General features: G+C 59.5%; 14 protein-coding genes. 5 read left to right on the top strand and 9 right to left on the bottom strand.

The annotated features are described in order from the left end of the window. Positions 1 to 99 precede the first annotated feature (99 nt). The 4 genes from CLU80_RS18525 to CLU80_RS18510 all read right to left on the bottom strand — a co-directional run bounded on the left by CLU80_RS18525 (position 100) and on the right by CLU80_RS18510 (position 4,999). Positions 100 to 966: an efflux RND transporter periplasmic adaptor subunit gene (locus CLU80_RS18525; protein ID WP_099758048.1), complete on the bottom strand. Its 867-nt coding sequence runs from the start codon at positions 964 to 966 to the stop codon at positions 100 to 102. 10 nt (positions 967 to 976) lie between these two features. Next, entirely contained in the window at positions 977 to 1,177 is a 201-nt protein-coding gene (locus CLU80_RS18520) for a DUF1656 domain-containing protein (RefSeq protein WP_007914106.1), read from the bottom strand. After that, positions 1,167 to 3,359, bottom strand: a complete 2,193-nt coding sequence (locus CLU80_RS18515) for an FUSC family protein (RefSeq protein ID WP_099758047.1) — start codon at positions 3,357 to 3,359, stop codon at positions 1,167 to 1,169. The genes CLU80_RS18520 and CLU80_RS18515 overlap by 11 nt, the downstream gene beginning before the upstream one ends. A gap of 140 nt (positions 3,360 to 3,499) precedes the next feature. Beyond that, on the bottom strand, positions 3,500 to 4,999 hold the full coding sequence (locus CLU80_RS18510) for an efflux transporter outer membrane subunit (RefSeq protein ID WP_099758046.1): 1,500 nt from the start codon (positions 4,997 to 4,999) through the stop codon (positions 3,500 to 3,502). A gap of 275 nt (positions 5,000 to 5,274) precedes the next feature. Between CLU80_RS18510 and CLU80_RS18505 the strand changes: the two genes are divergently transcribed. The 4 genes from CLU80_RS18505 to CLU80_RS18490 all read left to right on the top strand — a co-directional run bounded on the left by CLU80_RS18505 (position 5,275) and on the right by CLU80_RS18490 (position 9,389). After that, positions 5,275 to 6,243, top strand: a complete 969-nt coding sequence (locus CLU80_RS18505; protein WP_007914118.1) for a LysR family transcriptional regulator — start codon at positions 5,275 to 5,277, stop codon at positions 6,241 to 6,243. 410 nt (positions 6,244 to 6,653) lie between these two features. Continuing rightward, the gene (locus tag CLU80_RS18500) at positions 6,654 to 7,028 is read left to right on the top strand and encodes a DUF6124 family protein (RefSeq protein WP_099758045.1); all 375 of its coding nucleotides are present in this window, start codon (positions 6,654 to 6,656) and stop codon (positions 7,026 to 7,028) included. Positions 7,029 to 7,756: 728 nt separating this feature from the next. Then, positions 7,757 to 8,731: a 2-hydroxyacid dehydrogenase gene (locus CLU80_RS18495; RefSeq protein WP_099758044.1), complete on the top strand. Its 975-nt coding sequence runs from the start codon at positions 7,757 to 7,759 to the stop codon at positions 8,729 to 8,731. Between the two features lie 148 nt (positions 8,732 to 8,879). Further along, the gene (locus CLU80_RS18490; protein ID WP_093436210.1) at positions 8,880 to 9,389 is read left to right on the top strand and encodes a DUF2165 family protein; all 510 of its coding nucleotides are present in this window, start codon (positions 8,880 to 8,882) and stop codon (positions 9,387 to 9,389) included. A gap of 19 nt (positions 9,390 to 9,408) precedes the next feature. Here CLU80_RS18490 and CLU80_RS18485 read toward each other — a convergent pair whose 3' ends face one another. Continuing rightward, the gene (locus tag CLU80_RS18485) at positions 9,409 to 10,311 is read right to left on the bottom strand and encodes a DMT family transporter (RefSeq protein ID WP_099758043.1); all 903 of its coding nucleotides are present in this window, start codon (positions 10,309 to 10,311) and stop codon (positions 9,409 to 9,411) included. Between the two features lie 139 nt (positions 10,312 to 10,450). Between CLU80_RS18485 and CLU80_RS18480 the strand changes: the two genes are divergently transcribed. Next, entirely contained in the window at positions 10,451 to 11,326 is an 876-nt protein-coding gene (locus CLU80_RS18480; RefSeq protein WP_099758042.1) for a helix-turn-helix domain-containing protein, read from the top strand. A 12-nt stretch (positions 11,327 to 11,338) separates the two neighbouring features. Here CLU80_RS18480 and CLU80_RS18475 read toward each other — a convergent pair whose 3' ends face one another. From CLU80_RS18475 to CLU80_RS18460, 4 genes are all read right to left on the bottom strand, one after another. Beyond that, complete coding sequence (locus CLU80_RS18475) at positions 11,339 to 11,920, bottom strand: hypothetical protein (protein WP_099758041.1); 582 nt, start codon at positions 11,918 to 11,920, stop codon at positions 11,339 to 11,341. A 126-nt stretch (positions 11,921 to 12,046) separates the two neighbouring features. Then, positions 12,047 to 14,476 carry a TonB-dependent siderophore receptor gene (locus CLU80_RS18470; RefSeq protein ID WP_099758040.1) on the bottom strand — a complete coding sequence of 810 codons (2,430 nt, stop codon included), beginning with the start codon at positions 14,474 to 14,476 and terminating at the stop codon, positions 12,047 to 12,049. 206 nt (positions 14,477 to 14,682) lie between these two features. After that, positions 14,683 to 15,672 carry a FecR family protein gene (locus CLU80_RS18465; protein ID WP_099758039.1) on the bottom strand — a complete coding sequence of 330 codons (990 nt, stop codon included), beginning with the start codon at positions 15,670 to 15,672 and terminating at the stop codon, positions 14,683 to 14,685. Beyond that, positions 15,669 to 16,235: an RNA polymerase sigma factor gene (locus CLU80_RS18460; protein WP_093436192.1), complete on the bottom strand. Its 567-nt coding sequence runs from the start codon at positions 16,233 to 16,235 to the stop codon at positions 15,669 to 15,671. The genes CLU80_RS18465 and CLU80_RS18460 overlap by 4 nt, the downstream gene beginning before the upstream one ends.

The raw sequence follows: 16,235 nt of genomic DNA, 5'->3' as shown, positions 1-16,235 counted from the left end.
CCCTCTTCGCGAGCAAGCTCGCTCCCACAAGGGATCCTGGTTGCGCCGCAGATCCAATGTGGGAGCGAGCTTGCTCGCGAATGGCAGCGACTCGGTTCATCAGTTATCCACAGCGCTCTGATTCACCACCACCGTGCAGGTAATCCCCGCCGCCAGCAACACCCCATCCGGCACTTCATCAATATGAATCCGCACCGGCACCCGTTGCGCCAACCGCACCCAGTTGAAAGTCGGATTCACATCGGCAATCAGCTCGCGGCTTTCCGGGTTGTCGCGGTCATAAATGCCGCGCGAGATGCTCTCCACGTGGCCCTTCAAGACTTCGCCGCTCATCAACTGCATGTCGGCCTTGTCACCGACTTTGACGTGGGGCAGTTTGGTTTCTTCGAAGAAGCCGTAAACCCAGAACGAGTTCATGTCGACCACGGCCATTTTCGCCTCGCCGATGCGCGCGTAGTCGCCGCGATGCACATTGAGGTTGGTCACGTAGCCGTCGACGGCGGCGCGCACTTCGGTGCGTTTGAGGTTGAGTTCGGCGGCTTCCAGTTGCGCCTGCGCGTGTTGGTAATCGGCCAGCGCGGCGTCGGCGATGTTGCTGGCGTCGTCGCGGTTTTCCTTGGAGATCACCAGGTTGTCGAGGTCGGCGCGGCGATGGGCATTGACCTTGCGCATCTCCCACGTCGACTTGCGCGAGGCAACCAAAGACTGTGCTTGTTTGACGGCGATGCGGTAATGCTCAGGGTCGATCTGCATGAGCAGATCGCCCTTCTTCACTAACTGGTTGTCGCGCACCGGTACATCGATCACTTCACCGGTGACGTCGGCGGCGACGTTGATGATGTCGGCGCGTACCCGACCATCGCGGGTCCACGGCGTGTTCATGTAGTGCTCCCACAGCGTGCGGCCGATCCACAACGCCAGGGCCAGCACCAACAAGGTCGCGAGCAGGCTGAAAAACTTTTTCATCGGGACGTTCTCAACGGTAGACAGTCAGCGCCATGGCGCCGAACAGACAGGTAAACAGACTCAGACGCAACAGCGCCGGGTGCCAGAAGAAGCGGTACAGATCGAACCCGGACAAGAACCGGTCCACCGCCCAGGCCAGTGCCGCAGCGATGAAAAACATCAAGGTCATGGTCGGCATGTACACGCCGTGGAAGGCGATTTCACGAGGCATGGGCAAGTCCTTCGGGCTTGGCGACGGCGTAGGCAGCGAGTGGAGATTGCGGGTCGAGCAGCGAAGTGCGGATGAAGTGCAGATAGCTCTTCACCCGACGCAATGCTGAGGTATCGAAGTGCGGCGCGAATGGCTCATCGGTCGCCGCCACGCGACTGATCGCATGATCGACAGCGACCAGTGCGCGTTCGAGATTGCTGGCGTTCGGTTGCAGAAACAGCCGCACCAGCGCGCGACCCATTACGCGGATCGCCTGGCGCCACGGTTGCGATTCGGCATAGGCCGGGTGCACCGGCAAAATCGCCTGCTCCTTGCGCAGCTCGATGATCGCGTGGCCGACTTCCAGGACCACGAACATCCAGCGCAGCAGGTTCTTCTGCACCTTCGGCTGCCCGGCCGCGAGACCGTAAGCCTGGTGCAGCAAATCACGGGTACGGCTCTCGAAACTCGACGCCAGGCCTTTGAGCTTGCCGCTGATCGCGTAAACCACTTGGCCACGCAGATCCTGCTCCAGCCGTTTCCACAACCAGCGGCTGTTCGGCGGCAGGATAATTGCCCCGGCAGCGGCGCAGACCAGCATGCCCATGACCATGGCGATGTAGTCGTTGATGAAGGTGTACGGGTTGTAGATGGTCAGGTTGTCCGGCACCGAACCGGTGCTGAAAAAGATCAGCAACCCAAGGCCGACACCGGCGTATTGCGGGCGCGACGTGAGGAACGAACCGAGCACGATCACCGGCGCGAGCATCACGCACAGCAGCGGGAAACCGTCGATCCACGGGAAAATGAAAAACATCTCGACGAAGCCGATCAGCGCGCCGAGAAACGTGCCGCAGGCCATTTGAAATGCCATACGTTTGGGGTTCGGCGTAGCGGCGGAGAGGCCCACGGTAGCGGCGGCAATCAGCGTCATCGTCGCGCCGCTTGGCCATGCGGTGGCGACCCAGTAACTGCCGAGCACAACCAGAATGAACGAGGCGCGAATGCCCGAAGCAGCGGCCGCCCACCAGTTGGTTTGTGGGGTGAACGGCTCGTCCCAGCGCTCTCGTTCGTGGCGGTGATCGGCCAGGGATGCGTGGGTCTGTGCATAACTGTGCAGGTCGTCGACGAAGCGGTAGAGCAATTCGTAGGCGGTGTGGAAATCCAGTTGTTCGGCTTCGCTCGGGTCAGTGTCCTGAAAGGTTGCCCGCAAGCTTCGAACCCGTGCCGGCAGCCCTTCCTTGTAGGTCGCCAGCGCTGTCGCCAAACGCGCAGCATCGGGGCTGGTCAGGGCACGACCGCTGAAGCCGTCAAGCACTTCGGCGAGATCCTGCAAACCCGGTCTGATCGCGGCAACCACATGTTCTTCGCCATTGCCGCGCAAGCGTTCAAGCAATTGATGCAGAGCGTTGAAGCGCGTGGTGATGCCCATGAACTCGCTGTTCAAGCGACTCAGTCGGCCGTTGCGCCGACGCATGTGCGGGTCTTCGAACACGGTCACGCTGCGCAGCCCTTCCAGCCCCACGGCTTCGGCGATAAAGCGCACGTTGCTCGCCTCGAAAGCTTCGGCTTTGCTGCGCCCGCGCAGGCCATCGGTGACGAACAGCGCGAACACGCCGAAGCGCTGATACAAGGCGTTGCGCATGGCGGCGCTGGCGGTTTGCGGCAGGATCGCGGCGCTGATCAGGGTTGAGCAGAGAATCCCCAGCGAGATCTCCAGCACCCGCCAAACGGCCGCCATGAAAGCGCCGTCCGGGTGCGCCAGCGCCGGCAGCCCGACCATCGCGGCGGTATAGCCGGCGAGGACAAAACCATAGGCGCGGAAGTTGCGGCAACGTGCGGCACCGGCCGAGCAGATGCCGACCCAGATCGCCAACGAGCCAAGAAACAGCTCGGTGTTTTGCGCGAACAACGCGATCAACGTGACCATCATCGCCGACCCGGCCAACGTGCCGAGGAAGCGATAGAAACTTTTGGCGAACACCTGGCCGCTCTGCGGCTGCATGACGATGAACACGGTGATCATCGCCGTGCGCGGTTGCGGCAATTCCAGGCGCATGGCCAGCCACAGGGTGAGGAATGCGGCGATCAACACCTTGAAGATGTAGACCCAGGTCACGCCATCACTGCGCGCCCAGTCGAAGAAACCACGGCGCCATTCCAGGGAGTAGAGCCAGCGCAGAGGTGCGGGCAAGGGAGTCATTCAATTGTGCTCAAGAATTCAGGCAAGACGCGATCCCTGTAGGAGTGAGCCTGCTCGCGATGGCGATTTTACATCCAACATTTCTGTTGACTGATACACCGCTATCGCGAGCAGGCTCACTCCTACAATTTGATGTGTGTTCAATGCAGGAGAACCGGGGTTTTCGGCGCTTGGGTTTTCTCGGCGGTCGGCACATCGTTGCCTGCCCCCAGCCCACCACCCAGCGCTGTCACCAGTTCGGCATGCGCACTCAACCGCGCCGCCTGCACCTGCTGCTGCACCTGCTGCTGCTTGAACAGCAACGTCTGCGCATTGAGCACGTTGAGGTAATCGGTGAGGCCGCGCTGATAAGCGATCATCGCGATGTCGTAGGTCTTCTGCGCCGTGGCCACCGACTCGGCGGCGAAGCCTTGCTGCTTGTCCATCGACTCGCGGCGGATCAACTGATCGGAGATGTTCTTCAGCGCATTCACCAGCGTCTGGTTGTAATGCGCCACGGCGATGTCGTAACCGGCGGAGGCCTCACCCAATTCGGCGCGCAGTCGGCCACCGTCGAAGATCGGTAGCGAGATCGCCGGACCAACGTTGTAGTTGAGTTTCTTGCCGGTCAAAAACTCCAGCGCGCCACCGCCGGTGGCCATGTAACCGAGACTGCCGACCAGATCGACATTGGGATAAAACCCGGCATGCGCGACATCGATACCGCGCGCCTGCGCCGCCACTTGCCAGCGACTGGCAACCACATCGGGACGCTGGCCGAGCAATTCGGCGGGCAATGCCGATGGCAGTTTCAGCGCAGCATCGAGGGACAATGTCGGGCGCTGCAACTGTGCGCCCGCCCCCGGACCTTTGCCGGCAAGCGCGGCGATCTGGTTGCGGCTCAGGGCGATTTCTTCATCCAGCGCATCGAGCTGACGATGGGTTTCCGGCAGCGGCGTTTCGGCCTGGCTGACTTCGAAGTGCGTGCCGATCCCGCCGTTCAAGCGCTTCTGCGCCAGATCGAGAATCTGTTGCTGCTGCTTGAGCGTCGCGGCGACGATGTCGCGCTGCGCGTAATGCAGCGACAGTTCGATGTAGGCGCGGACGATGTTGTTCTGCAATTCCAGCTGCGCCAGCCGCGCCTCGGCCGCGCTCATGTGCGCCAGATCCACCGCCCGCTCGCTGGCATTGCTTTCACGGCCCCAGAGATCGAGCGCGTAGCTGAAACCCAACGCGGCGTTGTTATCCCAGGTGGTGGTGTTGGCCAGATCGCCCGGGCCGTAGAACTGATCGGTCGGCCAGTTGTGGCGTTTGAGGGTCGACTCGCCATTGATCTGCAATGACTCGGCGGATTCGGCGACACCGGCCATGGCTTTGGCTTGACGTACTCGCGCAGCAGCCATGGCCATGCTCGGGCTGCCCTGCACGGCGAGGTCGATCCAGCGATTGAGTTGCGGGTCGCCGTAGGCTTGCCACCATTGCGCGGTGGGCCAGTTGGCGTCACGGGCGGCGTGGGCGATGGCGTCATCGGTGGCCAGTGTATTGGCCTCCATTGCCGTGCCCTGTGGGGCAATTCCGTCCGTTGAGATGCAGCCGCCAAGACCCAGGGTAAAAGCCAGAACACTGAGCGGCAAAAGCGCTCTGTTGATGCGACGCGGCACAGCTGCGAATTCCTGAGAGAGGGGATCGATGCTTCCTCTGTAGGAGCTGCCGCAGGCTGCGATTTTTTGATCTTGATTCCCTTAAAACAAAATCAAAAGATCGCAGCCTTCGGCAACGCCTACAGGGATCGGCGCAATTCTATGGAAGGCCCCGTACGGCGATAAGCTGGGATTTCTGTGAATCTTTGTTACGGTTAACGAGATAATCCTTAAGTCTGGGGTCTCAGCCCCCGAAACTTCGTGTCACAATTTGCCATCTCCCTTGAGAGCACCCCATGGACACTTTGCAAAACATGCGCGCCTTCAGTTGTGTCGCCGAAGCCGGCAGCTTCACTGCCGCCGCCGTGCAACTCGACACCACCACCGCCAACGTCTCGCGCGCGGTCTCCAACCTGGAAGCCCACCTGCAAACCCGCTTGCTCAACCGCACCACGCGGCGCATCGCCCTCACCGAAGCGGGCAAACGCTACCTGCTGCGCTGCGAGCAGATCCTTGCCTACGTCGAAGAGGCCGAAGCCGAAGCCAGCGACGCCCACGCACGCCCGGCCGGGCAATTGAAAGTGCACACCATGACCGGCATCGGCCAGCACTTCGTCATCGACGCCATCGCCCGCTACCGCAAAACCCACCCGGACGTGACCTTCGACCTGACCCTGGCCAACCGCGTGCCGGACCTGCTCGACGAGGGCTACGACGTGTCCATCGTGCTCGCCAGCGAACTGCCGGATTCGGGTTTCGTCTCGCAACGGCTGGGCATCACCTACAGCATCGTCTGCGCTTCGCCGGCCTACGTGAAAGCCAACGGCGCCGCGCAAAAGCCCAGCGACCTGCTCAACCACGCCTGCCTGCGCCTGGTCAGCCCGGTAATCCCACTGGAAAAATGGGCTTTCGACGGCCCGGAAGGCCAGGAAATGGTCACCATCAACAGCTCGCCGTTTCTGGTGAACTCCGCCGACGCCATGAAAACCGCGATCACCAGTGGCATGGGCGTGGGCGTGTTGCCGGTGTATGCGGCGATCGAAGGCTTGCGTAACGGCACACTGGTGCGGGTCATGCCGAACTACCGCTCGCAAGAGCTGAACCTGTATGCGATCTATCCGTCGCGGCAATATCTGGATGCGAAGATCAAGACGTGGGTTGAGTATCTGCGCGGGTCGTTGCCGGAAATTCTCGCGGCGCATCAAGCCGAATTGGCCGCCTACGAACTCAGCGGCAGCCTCGCCGGCGCGCGTGTCGCCAACTGATTTGTAAACACAATGCGTCTTCTGTAGGAGCTGCCGTAGGCTGCGATCTTTTGATCTTGATGTTTAAAAATCAACAGATCGCAGCCTACGGCAGCTCCTACAGAACGGGGATTTCGCGGATCTTTCCGACAGGTTTTGCAGGTTGTCCGTCGGAAGTGCGCTGGCTAGGATTTGGGTGTCGCTGACGCATCAGCGACCGGGTCTGGAAAACCCGATTTCAACTACCAAAGCTCATGGCATACTGCGGCGCTTTTTAGCTCGCAATGTTATGGCGGCTGTGCGCGGGAGGCCCTAGGGCCTGCCGGTTTTGGGAAGTTGGCCGGTTTTTCCAGTCCGCGCACAGTTGCCACCCTTTCGCCTGGAAAACGAAAAGTGGCGGCTTCACTCAACTTGCCACGAGTATGTTTCCTATGTTCAAACCAACGCCTAATCCGCCCGAAGCGGAGAACACCACCCCCTACGAATTCCCCGGCTCAAAGAAATTCCACGAAGCCGCCGAACGCGCCCTCGACCACTACCTCAAACCCAACGCACTCACCCTGCGCTTCCACAAACCCAGCACCATGTTCCAGGTCGCACCGGAACAGGACAGCGAAAGCCTGCTGGTCCACGCCTGCGAATCACTGGCACAAGCCAGCCTGATGACCAGCGACATCGCCGCCTACATCGACTTGCCGCAACGGCGCACGATTCTGGCGATTCAGCAGATCATCATGCTCGCTGAACTGGCGGTGAATCGGGTGCTGGATAACCACGAAATCTCCCAATCCCCGGCACACAGCTAAAAGCCCCTCACCCTAACCCTCTCCCGGAGGGAGAGGGGACTGACTGTGGTGTTTGGCAGAGTTACGCCGACGTGAAATACCGAGTCGAATACAAATTCTGAATCAGATCAAGAGCCCCTCACCCTAGCCCTCTCCCAGAGGGAGAGGGGACTGATCGCGGTGTTTGGGCGAGGTACGCCGACGTGCGATACCGAGTCGAACTCAGACTTTGAAAAGCCCAAAAATCGGCTCCCTCTCCCTCGGGAGAGGGCTGGGGTGAGGGGCAGCAAACAACGCAAATCAAAAGCCGAACACCCGTGCTCTTCACCACTCAACAGGATGAGCGTTAGCTCGGCTGCAGCTCTTGATCTGTAAGGCGACGTCGGAAGGCTGAGTGGAGGGATTGATCCGGGCGTGGGAGCGCAGCGACCGTTTGGCGCAGCCAAACACAGCGAGAGGAGGTGCAGCGAAGCAAACCGTAGGCGCTGCGCCCGGATCGATCCCGCAGCGAAGGAACCCCGAGCCCCAGCGAGCGGGCCGCACGTAGGAGCAAGCGTTTTTTGCTTACTTTTTTAGGCGCTTGTAAAAAAGTGAGTCGCCGTAAGGGCGAAACCGCCAGCCGCAGCCCCCGAAGCAACGGATATACACCCAAAAACCCAAAGAACATGGTCGGCCCAAAGGCCGCCAAGACACCCCAAAACAAAAATGTTAGCGTGCTTGGTATCAAGCCCGAACAAGAGCCAAAAACGATGAAAAAAACTGTCCTGGCCTTCAGCCGCATCACCCCGCCCATGATCGAACGCCTGCAACAAGAATTCGACGTCATCGTCCCCAATCCAAAGGCCGGCGACATCAACGCCCAATTCAACGAAGCCCTGCCCCACGCCCACGGCCTCATCGGCGTCGGCCGCAAACTCGGCCGCGCACAACTGGAAAACGCCACAAAACTGGAAGTGGTCTCAAGCGTCTCCGTCGGCTACGACAACTACGACCTCGCCTACTTCAACGAACGCGGGATCATGCTCACCAACACCCCCGACGTACTCACCGAAAGCACCGCCGACCTGGCCTTCGCCCTGATCATGAGCAGCGCCCGCCGCGTCGCCGAACTCGACGCCTGGACCAAGGCCGGCCAATGGCAAGCCAGCGTCGGCGCGCCACTGTTCGGCTGTGACGTCCACGGCAAAACCCTCGGCATCGTCGGCATGGGCAACATCGGCGCCGCCGTCGCCCGCCGTGGCCACTTCGGCTTCAACATGCCGATTATCTACAGTGGCAACAGCCGCAAAACCGAACTCGAAGAACAACTCGGCGCGCAATTTCGCAGCCTCGATCAACTGCTCGCCGAGGCCGATTTCGTCTGCCTGGTAGTGCCGCTCAGCGACAAGACCCGCCACCTCATCAGCCATCGCGAACTGGCCTTGATGAAACCCGACGCGATTCTGGTCAACATCTCCCGTGGCCCGGTCGTCGATGAACCGGCGTTAATCGAAGCCCTGCAAAACAAGCGTATTCGTGGCGCTGGTCTCGACGTCTACGAAAAAGAACCGCTGGCCGAATCGCCGCTGTTCCAGTTGAGTAACGCCGTGACCCTGCCGCACATCGGCTCGGCGACGAATGAAACCCGCGAAGCCATGGCCAATCGTGCGCTGGCCAATCTGCGTAGCGCCCTGCTCGGCGAACGTCCGCAGGATCTGGTCAACCCGCAAGTCTGGCGCGGATAAAAAAATACGGGCAAGTGCAACATCGCACTTGCCCGTTAGTTATTGCCATACACAACTTGAAATTGAACAACAAACCAATTCAAACAACAGCGTTATAAGCTCTGCCTGGCTGCCGAATAATCGACAAGCGCTATGGAGAGCCAAAACCTTGAACACCCTGACCACCGACAAACTTATCCGTTACAGCAAAGTTATATTGATGGCCTACATCAGTTTCTTTGGCCTGTTGGTGATGATCCACAACTTCACCGACTATGACTCAAACTACACTTACGTGGCCCATATCCTGAGCATGGACACCACCACTGCCAGCGAAACCATCAAGTATCGGGCCATCGAGTCGCCGATGATTCATCACCGGATTTACTGGTTCATCATTACTTTGGAAGTCACCTACACCGTGCTATGCCTGATGGGTACCTATCAGTTGTTGCGCCATATCAATGCCCCTGCCGAGGTATTCCATGAGGCAAAGAAGTTCTCGATCATGGGCATACTCGCGGCCATTTTCATTTATTACGTCTGCCTGCAAACCGTGGGTGTGGAATGGTTCGACATGGACACTTCGCAATCATGGAATGCCAAGGACTGGGCACGGCATATTGTTGACTTCATATTCCCGGTGATGATTTACATCACCTTGAAAGTCGAGCGCTGACGTTCAGCGCTCGTTTATTTCAAGCCAACTTTCCCTGTACTGGCGGCACCACTGCTTTCGGTTTACGAAACACCAGCACATTGCCCAGCATCACTAACACCAGACCGACCAGCGCCGGCGCTGTCCATTGGTACCCTTCAGCAAACGCCGAAACGTTGAGCGCCACCACCGGAAACAGCACCGTGCAGTAAGCCGCACGCTCCGGCCCCATGCGCCCGACCAGCGTCAGATACGCGGTGAAACCAATGACGGAACCGGGGATCACCAGATACAGCAGCGCACCGACGTAACGCGGGCTCCAGTCCATGTCGAATGGAATGACTTTGACCAGGCACCACACCGACAACATCGCTGCGCCATAGGCCATGCCCCAAGCGTTGGTAGTCAGCGGTTTGAGACCGGCCTTCTGCTGCACACTCGAGAGCATGTTGCCCGCCGAGAAACACAAGGTGCCGCACAAGGCCAGGCCGAGTCCCAGCAAGGTTTGCGGGCTGGCGTGATGCCCGGCCAGTTCCGGCCAGAACAACATGCCCAGGCCGAACAGCCCCAGCGCACCGCCCATCAGCACATTGCGCGCGATGCGCTGGCCAAAGAACACCCGCGCATTCAGCGCGTTCCACAGCGTCGCGGTGGAAAACACCACCGCGACCAGACCGCTGGGGATCCACTGACTGGCGGTCAGGAAACACATGAAGTTGACGCAAAACAGGCACAGCCCCTGAGCCACGCAGATCAGATGCCCGCGGCGGTTCATCGGCTGCAAGCGACGGCTGAGCAGCAACAGCGCAAACAGCACCAGCGCGGCGAGACCGAAGCGATAGACGATCGACACCGGAATCGCCACCACGCCAAGCTGCCATTTCAGGGCAATCCAAGTGGTGCCCCAGATCAGCACGGTCAGCAAATACAACGACAGGTTCATGGCAGACACTCCTCGGTAGGCCTTGAGTGTCCGTCCGGGTCAGGCTTGTGCGCTTGCAGATTCTTGCGCTTTTGTCTGGCGGCAGGCTGGCAGCGCGGTGTCTACGGAGTAGGATGCAAGGCGTTGAAGAGAACCGACCATGGCCGCCATCGATACCCTCCAAGTCTTTCAAGCGTTGAACAGCTCGCCGAACGCACGCCTGGTGCACAGCGCCGAGCTCGGTGACGGCTTGTCTGCCGCTTTGTGGACCAACCACCACGATGCGCAGGATTATGAAGCGCCGAGCCACCACACGTTGTCCTGTTACATCGCCGGTGGCACCGGCACCTTTCGTCGCGATCAACCCGGGCAAAAAGGCGGGCCGGACAAGTTGTGCATCCTGCCGGCCGATCATGAATCGGGCTGGGTGATCAACGGTGATATTCGCTTGGCGCACCTGTATTTCAGCGCCGAACAATTCGCCCTCGGTTGCGTCACGCTGCTCGATCGCGAACCCCGCGAGATGCAGTTGCGCGAGCAGACCTTTCTCGAAGACGCGCAACAGGCGCAACGCTTCCGGCAACTGCTGACGCTGAATTGGGACGAACCCGCCGAACGCTTGCTGACCAGCAGCCTCGCCCATGAGTTGATCAGCCACACTTTGCTCAGTCAGGTCGGCGCGCGTCAGGGTTTGCGATTGAAGGGCGGACTGGCACCACACCAGCGTCGGCAAATGGTGGAGTTCATCGACAACCAGTTGGCCGAGCCGATCAGCCTGGGTCAATTGGCCGGATTGTGTGCGCTGTCGGAATACCACTTTGCGCGGATGTTTCGCACCAGTTTCGGCCTGCCGCCGCATCAATATGTGCTGGCGCGGCGCCTGAGCCGGGCGCGGGAGTTGTTGCGCGGCACGGCGTTGCCGTTGGGTGAGATTGCGCTGGCGTGCGGGTTTGCCAGCGCGAGTCATTTCACTAATCGGTTCAAACAGATTTTGGGAGGAACACCTGGCGAGTATCGACAGGCGTTTTTACGATGAATTATTCCGCAATTACTCAAAGCTCTGCCATCGCCACAGCTCAAACGAATCAATATACGGTGTCCCAAAATAGACCCTATAGTAGATAGAAACACGCGCAATACTCGCTATTTCTTTGTCTAGCAGGGGTACCTGATAATCGATCCACCCGAGCTTGTTTTCGAAGCGTTTCAACACGTTTCCAGATGGTTCGTAAAACTCGATATGCGATACATTCTGGGTCGCAAAAACATCTAATGCAAAGCGCAAACGGTGAACTTTTTCAGGTTTCAGAACAATCCGAAGTTCGGCAGAATCATTTTCATTCTGGTGGTCACCGCTGCATTGAATCCCGGTCCCCTCGAACTGACCCTCCACATAACGCTGATCCGACTCAAACAAAATCGTCGACATAGAAGCGCCGTTTTCGCCACCGAGCGTTTGTAGAGAAAAATGTTCAAGATCCAGACTCGAAAAGTTCTCCGGTGAATCAGGCTTCACACCGTTGAAGTCTTCTTTCGCAATGAGCTTTAAAAAATAACCCTCGGCTCCAGCTACATGGTCATTTGACATGGCAATACTCTCTTCCAAAGATATTGAGAAGACAGTACACATTTAAATCCTCCCCAAAGCACCTGTCATAACTGACAGGTACTTAGATCGTTTTACAATTACCATGCAGTAGCTGAGAACGAAAATATCTATAAGGGGCCGCCGAAAAGCGCATTAACTTCTCTGTTCTCAAAACTCCAAGGTACTCGACAACGAAACCTGCCGCGCATCCCCCATCGACACAAAGAACCGGCTCGCCGCCGAGGTGTAATACGTGCGATCAAACAGGTTCTTCACATTCAGCTGAAACTTGACCTTCTGCCCCTCAACCCTGGTGTCGTAAGTGGCAAACGCATCGGCCACGGTGTAGCTCGGCAGATCAAAATCATTCACCGCGTTACCCGCACGCTCACCGACATAACGCGCCCCGGCGCCGACACGCAGCTGGTCGCCGCCGATCACACTGCCGAAGTCATACACCGCCGACAACGAACCGGAATTCTTCGCCACGTTTTGCAGGCGCTTGCCTTTGTAGTCCGGGTCTTCGGTCACTTCGGCATCGGTGTAGGCGTAGCTGCCGATCATGCTCCAGTGGTCGCTCAACTGACCGGTCAGGTCCATTTCCAGACCGCGCGAACGCACCTCACCGGCCGCACTGTAAATCGGCGTCGGGCCTTCGGAATTGGCCACCAGCACGTTGCGTTTCTTGATGTCGAACAACGCGATATTGCCGGTGACACGCCCCGGCATGTCCAGCCGCGCACCCAGCTCCCACGACTTGGCTTCTTCCGGGGCGATGCTGCCGTCGAGTACGGTGCTGCTGCCACTCAGCGGGGCGATGGTCGAGTTGGGTTTGAACGATTCGGTATAGCTGCCGTAGAACGACAAGGCGTCGGTGTAGCGATACACCAGACCGGCGCGCGGCACCCATTTCTGCCCGTTGCTGTCGGTGTTGGCCTTGAACGGCACGCCTTTGCCGGCGTACTGGTCATACTCCTGAAAGCGTCCGCCAGCGACCAGAATCCACTGATCGTTGAGGTGAATCGAGTCCTGCATGAACACCGAATCGCTGCGCAGTTCATCGGTCTGCGCGCTGTCGGGGGCGCTGACGGTCGTACCGGCAACTTCACGGCCATACACCGGATTGAGGTAACTGAACGTGGTCAGGCTTTTCTGTCGGATCAAGTCCTCGCGGTAGATCTTGCGGTACTCGTCATCGACGCCGAACACCAGATCATGCTGCATGCCCAGCACGTTGACCTTGCCTTCGAGACTGGCGGTGGTGAAACGGTCAGTGCTGATCGCGTTCTGGGTGCCGTCCATGCTGCGGGTCAACGTGCCTTTTTTGGTGTCGATTGCAGTCACGCGGACCTGGCTGGCGTCGTAGGTCTCGCGGTTCCAGCTGTAACCGAAGTGGGCTTTCCAGTCGTCGTTGAGGTCGTGGTCGGCTTCAAAGTGATACAGGTCCGAACGGCCTTCCATGTTATTGAACGGCTCGTCGAGGCGCTCTTTGCGCGAGATGTCCAGCGGGTGATTGGTGCGTGGATCGATCAGCGTGCCGCGGTCGAACGGCGTGAGAAATTCGCGGTGCTCGTAGGCGAACAACAGCTTGGTGCTCTCGCCGAACCAGGCCAGCGACGGGGCGATCAGGGTTTCACGGTGGGTGCCGAAGTTGCGCCAGTAATCTTCGTCTTCGTGGTCGAGCACCATGCGATAGGCCAGCCCGGAATCGCCCAACGGGCCGGTGCTGTCGAAGGTGCCGCCGCTGCCGTTCTTGCCCTCGCCGTAGGTCGAGCCGCGCAAGGTCAGCGCATTGTATTGAGTAAGTTCAGGCTTCTTGCTGACCAGGTTGACCACGCCACCCGGGTCTTGAATGCCGTAGAGCAACGAGGCCGGGCCTTTGAGCACTTCAACCCGATCGACCGTGGCGTTCATGCCACGGCCCTGCACGATCGGCATGCCGTCGCGCATGATCGAGCCATTACGGTTGTCACCGAAACCGCGCGTCATCACCGAGTCCTGAGTGCTACCCAAAGTATTGCCCTGGGTGATGCCACTGACGTTGGCCAGTGCGTCATCCAGATTGCGCGGCGCCTGATCGCGGATGACTTGCGCCGGGATGACATTGACGGTTTGCGGGACTTCCTGAAGCGAAGCTGAGGAGCGCATCACCGAACTGGTTTCCGGTGGCTGGTAGCTCATCGATTCATCGCGGGTCGAGGTGATGGTCGTGGCGCCGAGATTCAGCGCACCTTCAGTAGGCTGAGGCTCCAGCGCCAGCGTGTGGCTATCGGTGCGGCGGAAGTTGAGGCCGGAGCCGCTGAGCAGACGTTGCAGTGCCTGTTCGGCACTCATCTGGCCATTGACGGCCGGAGCTGTCAGGCCGTAGGGCGCTTCGTCGGTGTAGACCACGCTTTGCCCGGTGACGCGGCTGAAGTCGCTCAAGGCTTGCGGCAGCGGTTTGGCGGCCAGGGAAAAGTTGAACTGCTTTTGCGCCTGGCTGCTGATGGTTTCAGCGGCGAGCGCGACGCTCAGCGGCAACAGCGCCAATGCCGAAAAGCTCAGTGCCGAAACGCCTAACCATTGTTTGACCGAACCCGATTTTGCCCTGGACTTCATTGCTCAATGACCTGTGTAGAACCGCAACGGATGCGAATGACTCGCAGTTTCAGTCACTACACGGATGGGGCTGAGGTTTACCTCACCAACATTTGAAAATTATTTTTTGTGGTGTTCGATCGGGTTCCATCGCGAGCAGGCTCACTCCTACATTTGGAATGCGTTCCCCTGTGGGAGCGAGCCTGCTTGCGAAGAGGCCAGCAGCTTCAACGCAAAATAATCAGATGACCCAACACCTGATGCTGCTCAAACCCCATCACCCCTTGCAGCGAACTCAACACGGCCTGCGGATCCTTGCTCGGAAAACTGCCACTGACCTTGCGCGCCGCCAGCTCATCGTTGAGCAACACAATCCGCCCGGGGTAATAACGGCGCAAATCCTCCACCACATCAGCCAGTGTCGACTTGTAATAAGTCAGCCAGCCCTGACGCCAGGCCAACTGCGTCTCACTGTCCACCGTATGCAGTTTTTCTGCCGTACCGTCACCGTAAGCGACCTGCTGCCCGGCCGTAAGAATTTGCTGCTGAGCATCACGATCCGCCGTCACACCAACGCGCCCCGACAACACCGTAACCTGCGCACCGTGAGGTTGCAGGCGCACTTCGAATTGCGTGCCAAGCACCCGCGCCTCACCCTGCTCCGCCGCAACCACAAACGGATCCCCCGTATGTGTGACGCTGAAGAAACCGGCACCGCGACGCAATTGCACATGCCGTTCGCCACGACTGAAATCCACGGCAATCGCACTGTCGCCATCCAGCGTCACTTGCGATTGATCGGCCAGTGTCACCGTGCGGATCTCACCGGGTGCCGAGACATAATCGGCGCCCAGATCATCAATCCAGCGCTGCGGCTGCCAACCGGTGCCAAGGCTGACCATCAGCAACAGACACGCGGCCATCGCCAGCGCGCCCGACCAGCGCAAAACGGGCGAACGACGCGGGCGGTCCATCGCATGAAGGTAACCCTGCAACGCGAAGGCTTCTTCATCGGCCAATGTTCGCGCCGGGCCTTCACTCAACTCCCACACAACCTGAGCCTGTGCGTAAGCTTCGGCGTGCGCCGGATCGGCCCGCAGCCATTGGCTGAAGGTCAGTTGATCGCCGGCGCTGGGCCGATCATGCAGCAGGCTCAACCAGGCAAACGCTGCCTGCTCTTGCGCGGGCGTGGGGATAACGGAATCGGCGGGCTTCACGGTGCTTTCCCTGGCAGGCGTGGCGCGGGTTCGCGCAGGCTGGCCTTGCAGGCCTCGAGGGCGCGCATCATATGTTTTTCCACGGCACTTTGGGACAGGCCCATGGCTTTGGCGATTTCCGCATACTTGCGGCCGTGAATGCGATTGAGCAAAAAGATTTGCCGGGTGCGCTCGGGCAAGGCGCGCAACGCCGCTTCGACATGTTTCAGATCATTGCCCGCTTCCAGCGCCGCTTGCGGTTCGCTGCCATGGCTGTGCGGCTCGTCCGGTTGCCAGCCTTCGTTGACCCGCGTGCGCGTGCCTTCGCTGCGCAGATGATCGATGGCGATGTTGCCGGCGCAGCGCAACAGATAGGTACTGAGCTCTTCGACCTGCACCAGCGGCCGCCGCCAGAAACGCAGAAACAGATCCTGCACCAGGTCCGCCGCCGTCGCCCGACAACCGACGCGCCGGTTCACCAGCGCTTCCATTTGCGAACGCTGGGACAGGAACACCTGAAGAAAATGCGCACGCGCGCCCCGCGGCTCGTCGTCGCGGGATTCCGGCGGCAGACCGATCAGCAC

Source organism: Pseudomonas sp. 29, from assembly GCF_002754355.1.
In the GTDB taxonomy this organism is placed as follows: Bacteria; Pseudomonadota; Gammaproteobacteria; order Pseudomonadales; family Pseudomonadaceae; genus Aquipseudomonas; species Aquipseudomonas neuropathica.
Note: the sequence above shows the minus strand (reverse complement) of the source record. Positions and strands in the feature narration are given on the sequence as shown.

Excerpts from the sequence above, each read along its gene's own strand:
- CLU80_RS18485 (WP_099758043.1), bottom strand. The coding sequence starts at position 10,311 with ATGAACCTGTCGTTGTATTTGCTGACCGTGCTGATCTGGGGCACCACT.
- CLU80_RS18480 (WP_099758042.1), top strand. The coding sequence starts at position 10,451 with ATGGCCGCCATCGATACCCTCCAAGTCTTTCAAGCGTTGAACAGCTCG.
- CLU80_RS18505 (WP_007914118.1), top strand. The coding sequence starts at position 5,275 with ATGGACACTTTGCAAAACATGCGCGCCTTCAGTTGTGTCGCCGAAGCC.
- CLU80_RS18470 (WP_099758040.1), bottom strand. The coding sequence starts at position 14,476 with ATGAAGTCCAGGGCAAAATCGGGTTCGGTCAAACAATGGTTAGGCGTT.
- CLU80_RS18515 (WP_099758047.1), bottom strand. The coding sequence starts at position 3,359 with ATGACTCCCTTGCCCGCACCTCTGCGCTGGCTCTACTCCCTGGAATGG.
- CLU80_RS18495 (WP_099758044.1), top strand. The coding sequence starts at position 7,757 with ATGAAAAAAACTGTCCTGGCCTTCAGCCGCATCACCCCGCCCATGATC.
- CLU80_RS18520 (WP_007914106.1), bottom strand. The coding sequence starts at position 1,177 with ATGCCTCGTGAAATCGCCTTCCACGGCGTGTACATGCCGACCATGACC.
- CLU80_RS18475 (WP_099758041.1), bottom strand. The coding sequence starts at position 11,920 with ATGTGTACTGTCTTCTCAATATCTTTGGAAGAGAGTATTGCCATGTCA.
- CLU80_RS18525 (WP_099758048.1), bottom strand. The coding sequence starts at position 966 with ATGAAAAAGTTTTTCAGCCTGCTCGCGACCTTGTTGGTGCTGGCCCTG.
- CLU80_RS18500 (WP_099758045.1), top strand. The coding sequence starts at position 6,654 with ATGTTCAAACCAACGCCTAATCCGCCCGAAGCGGAGAACACCACCCCC.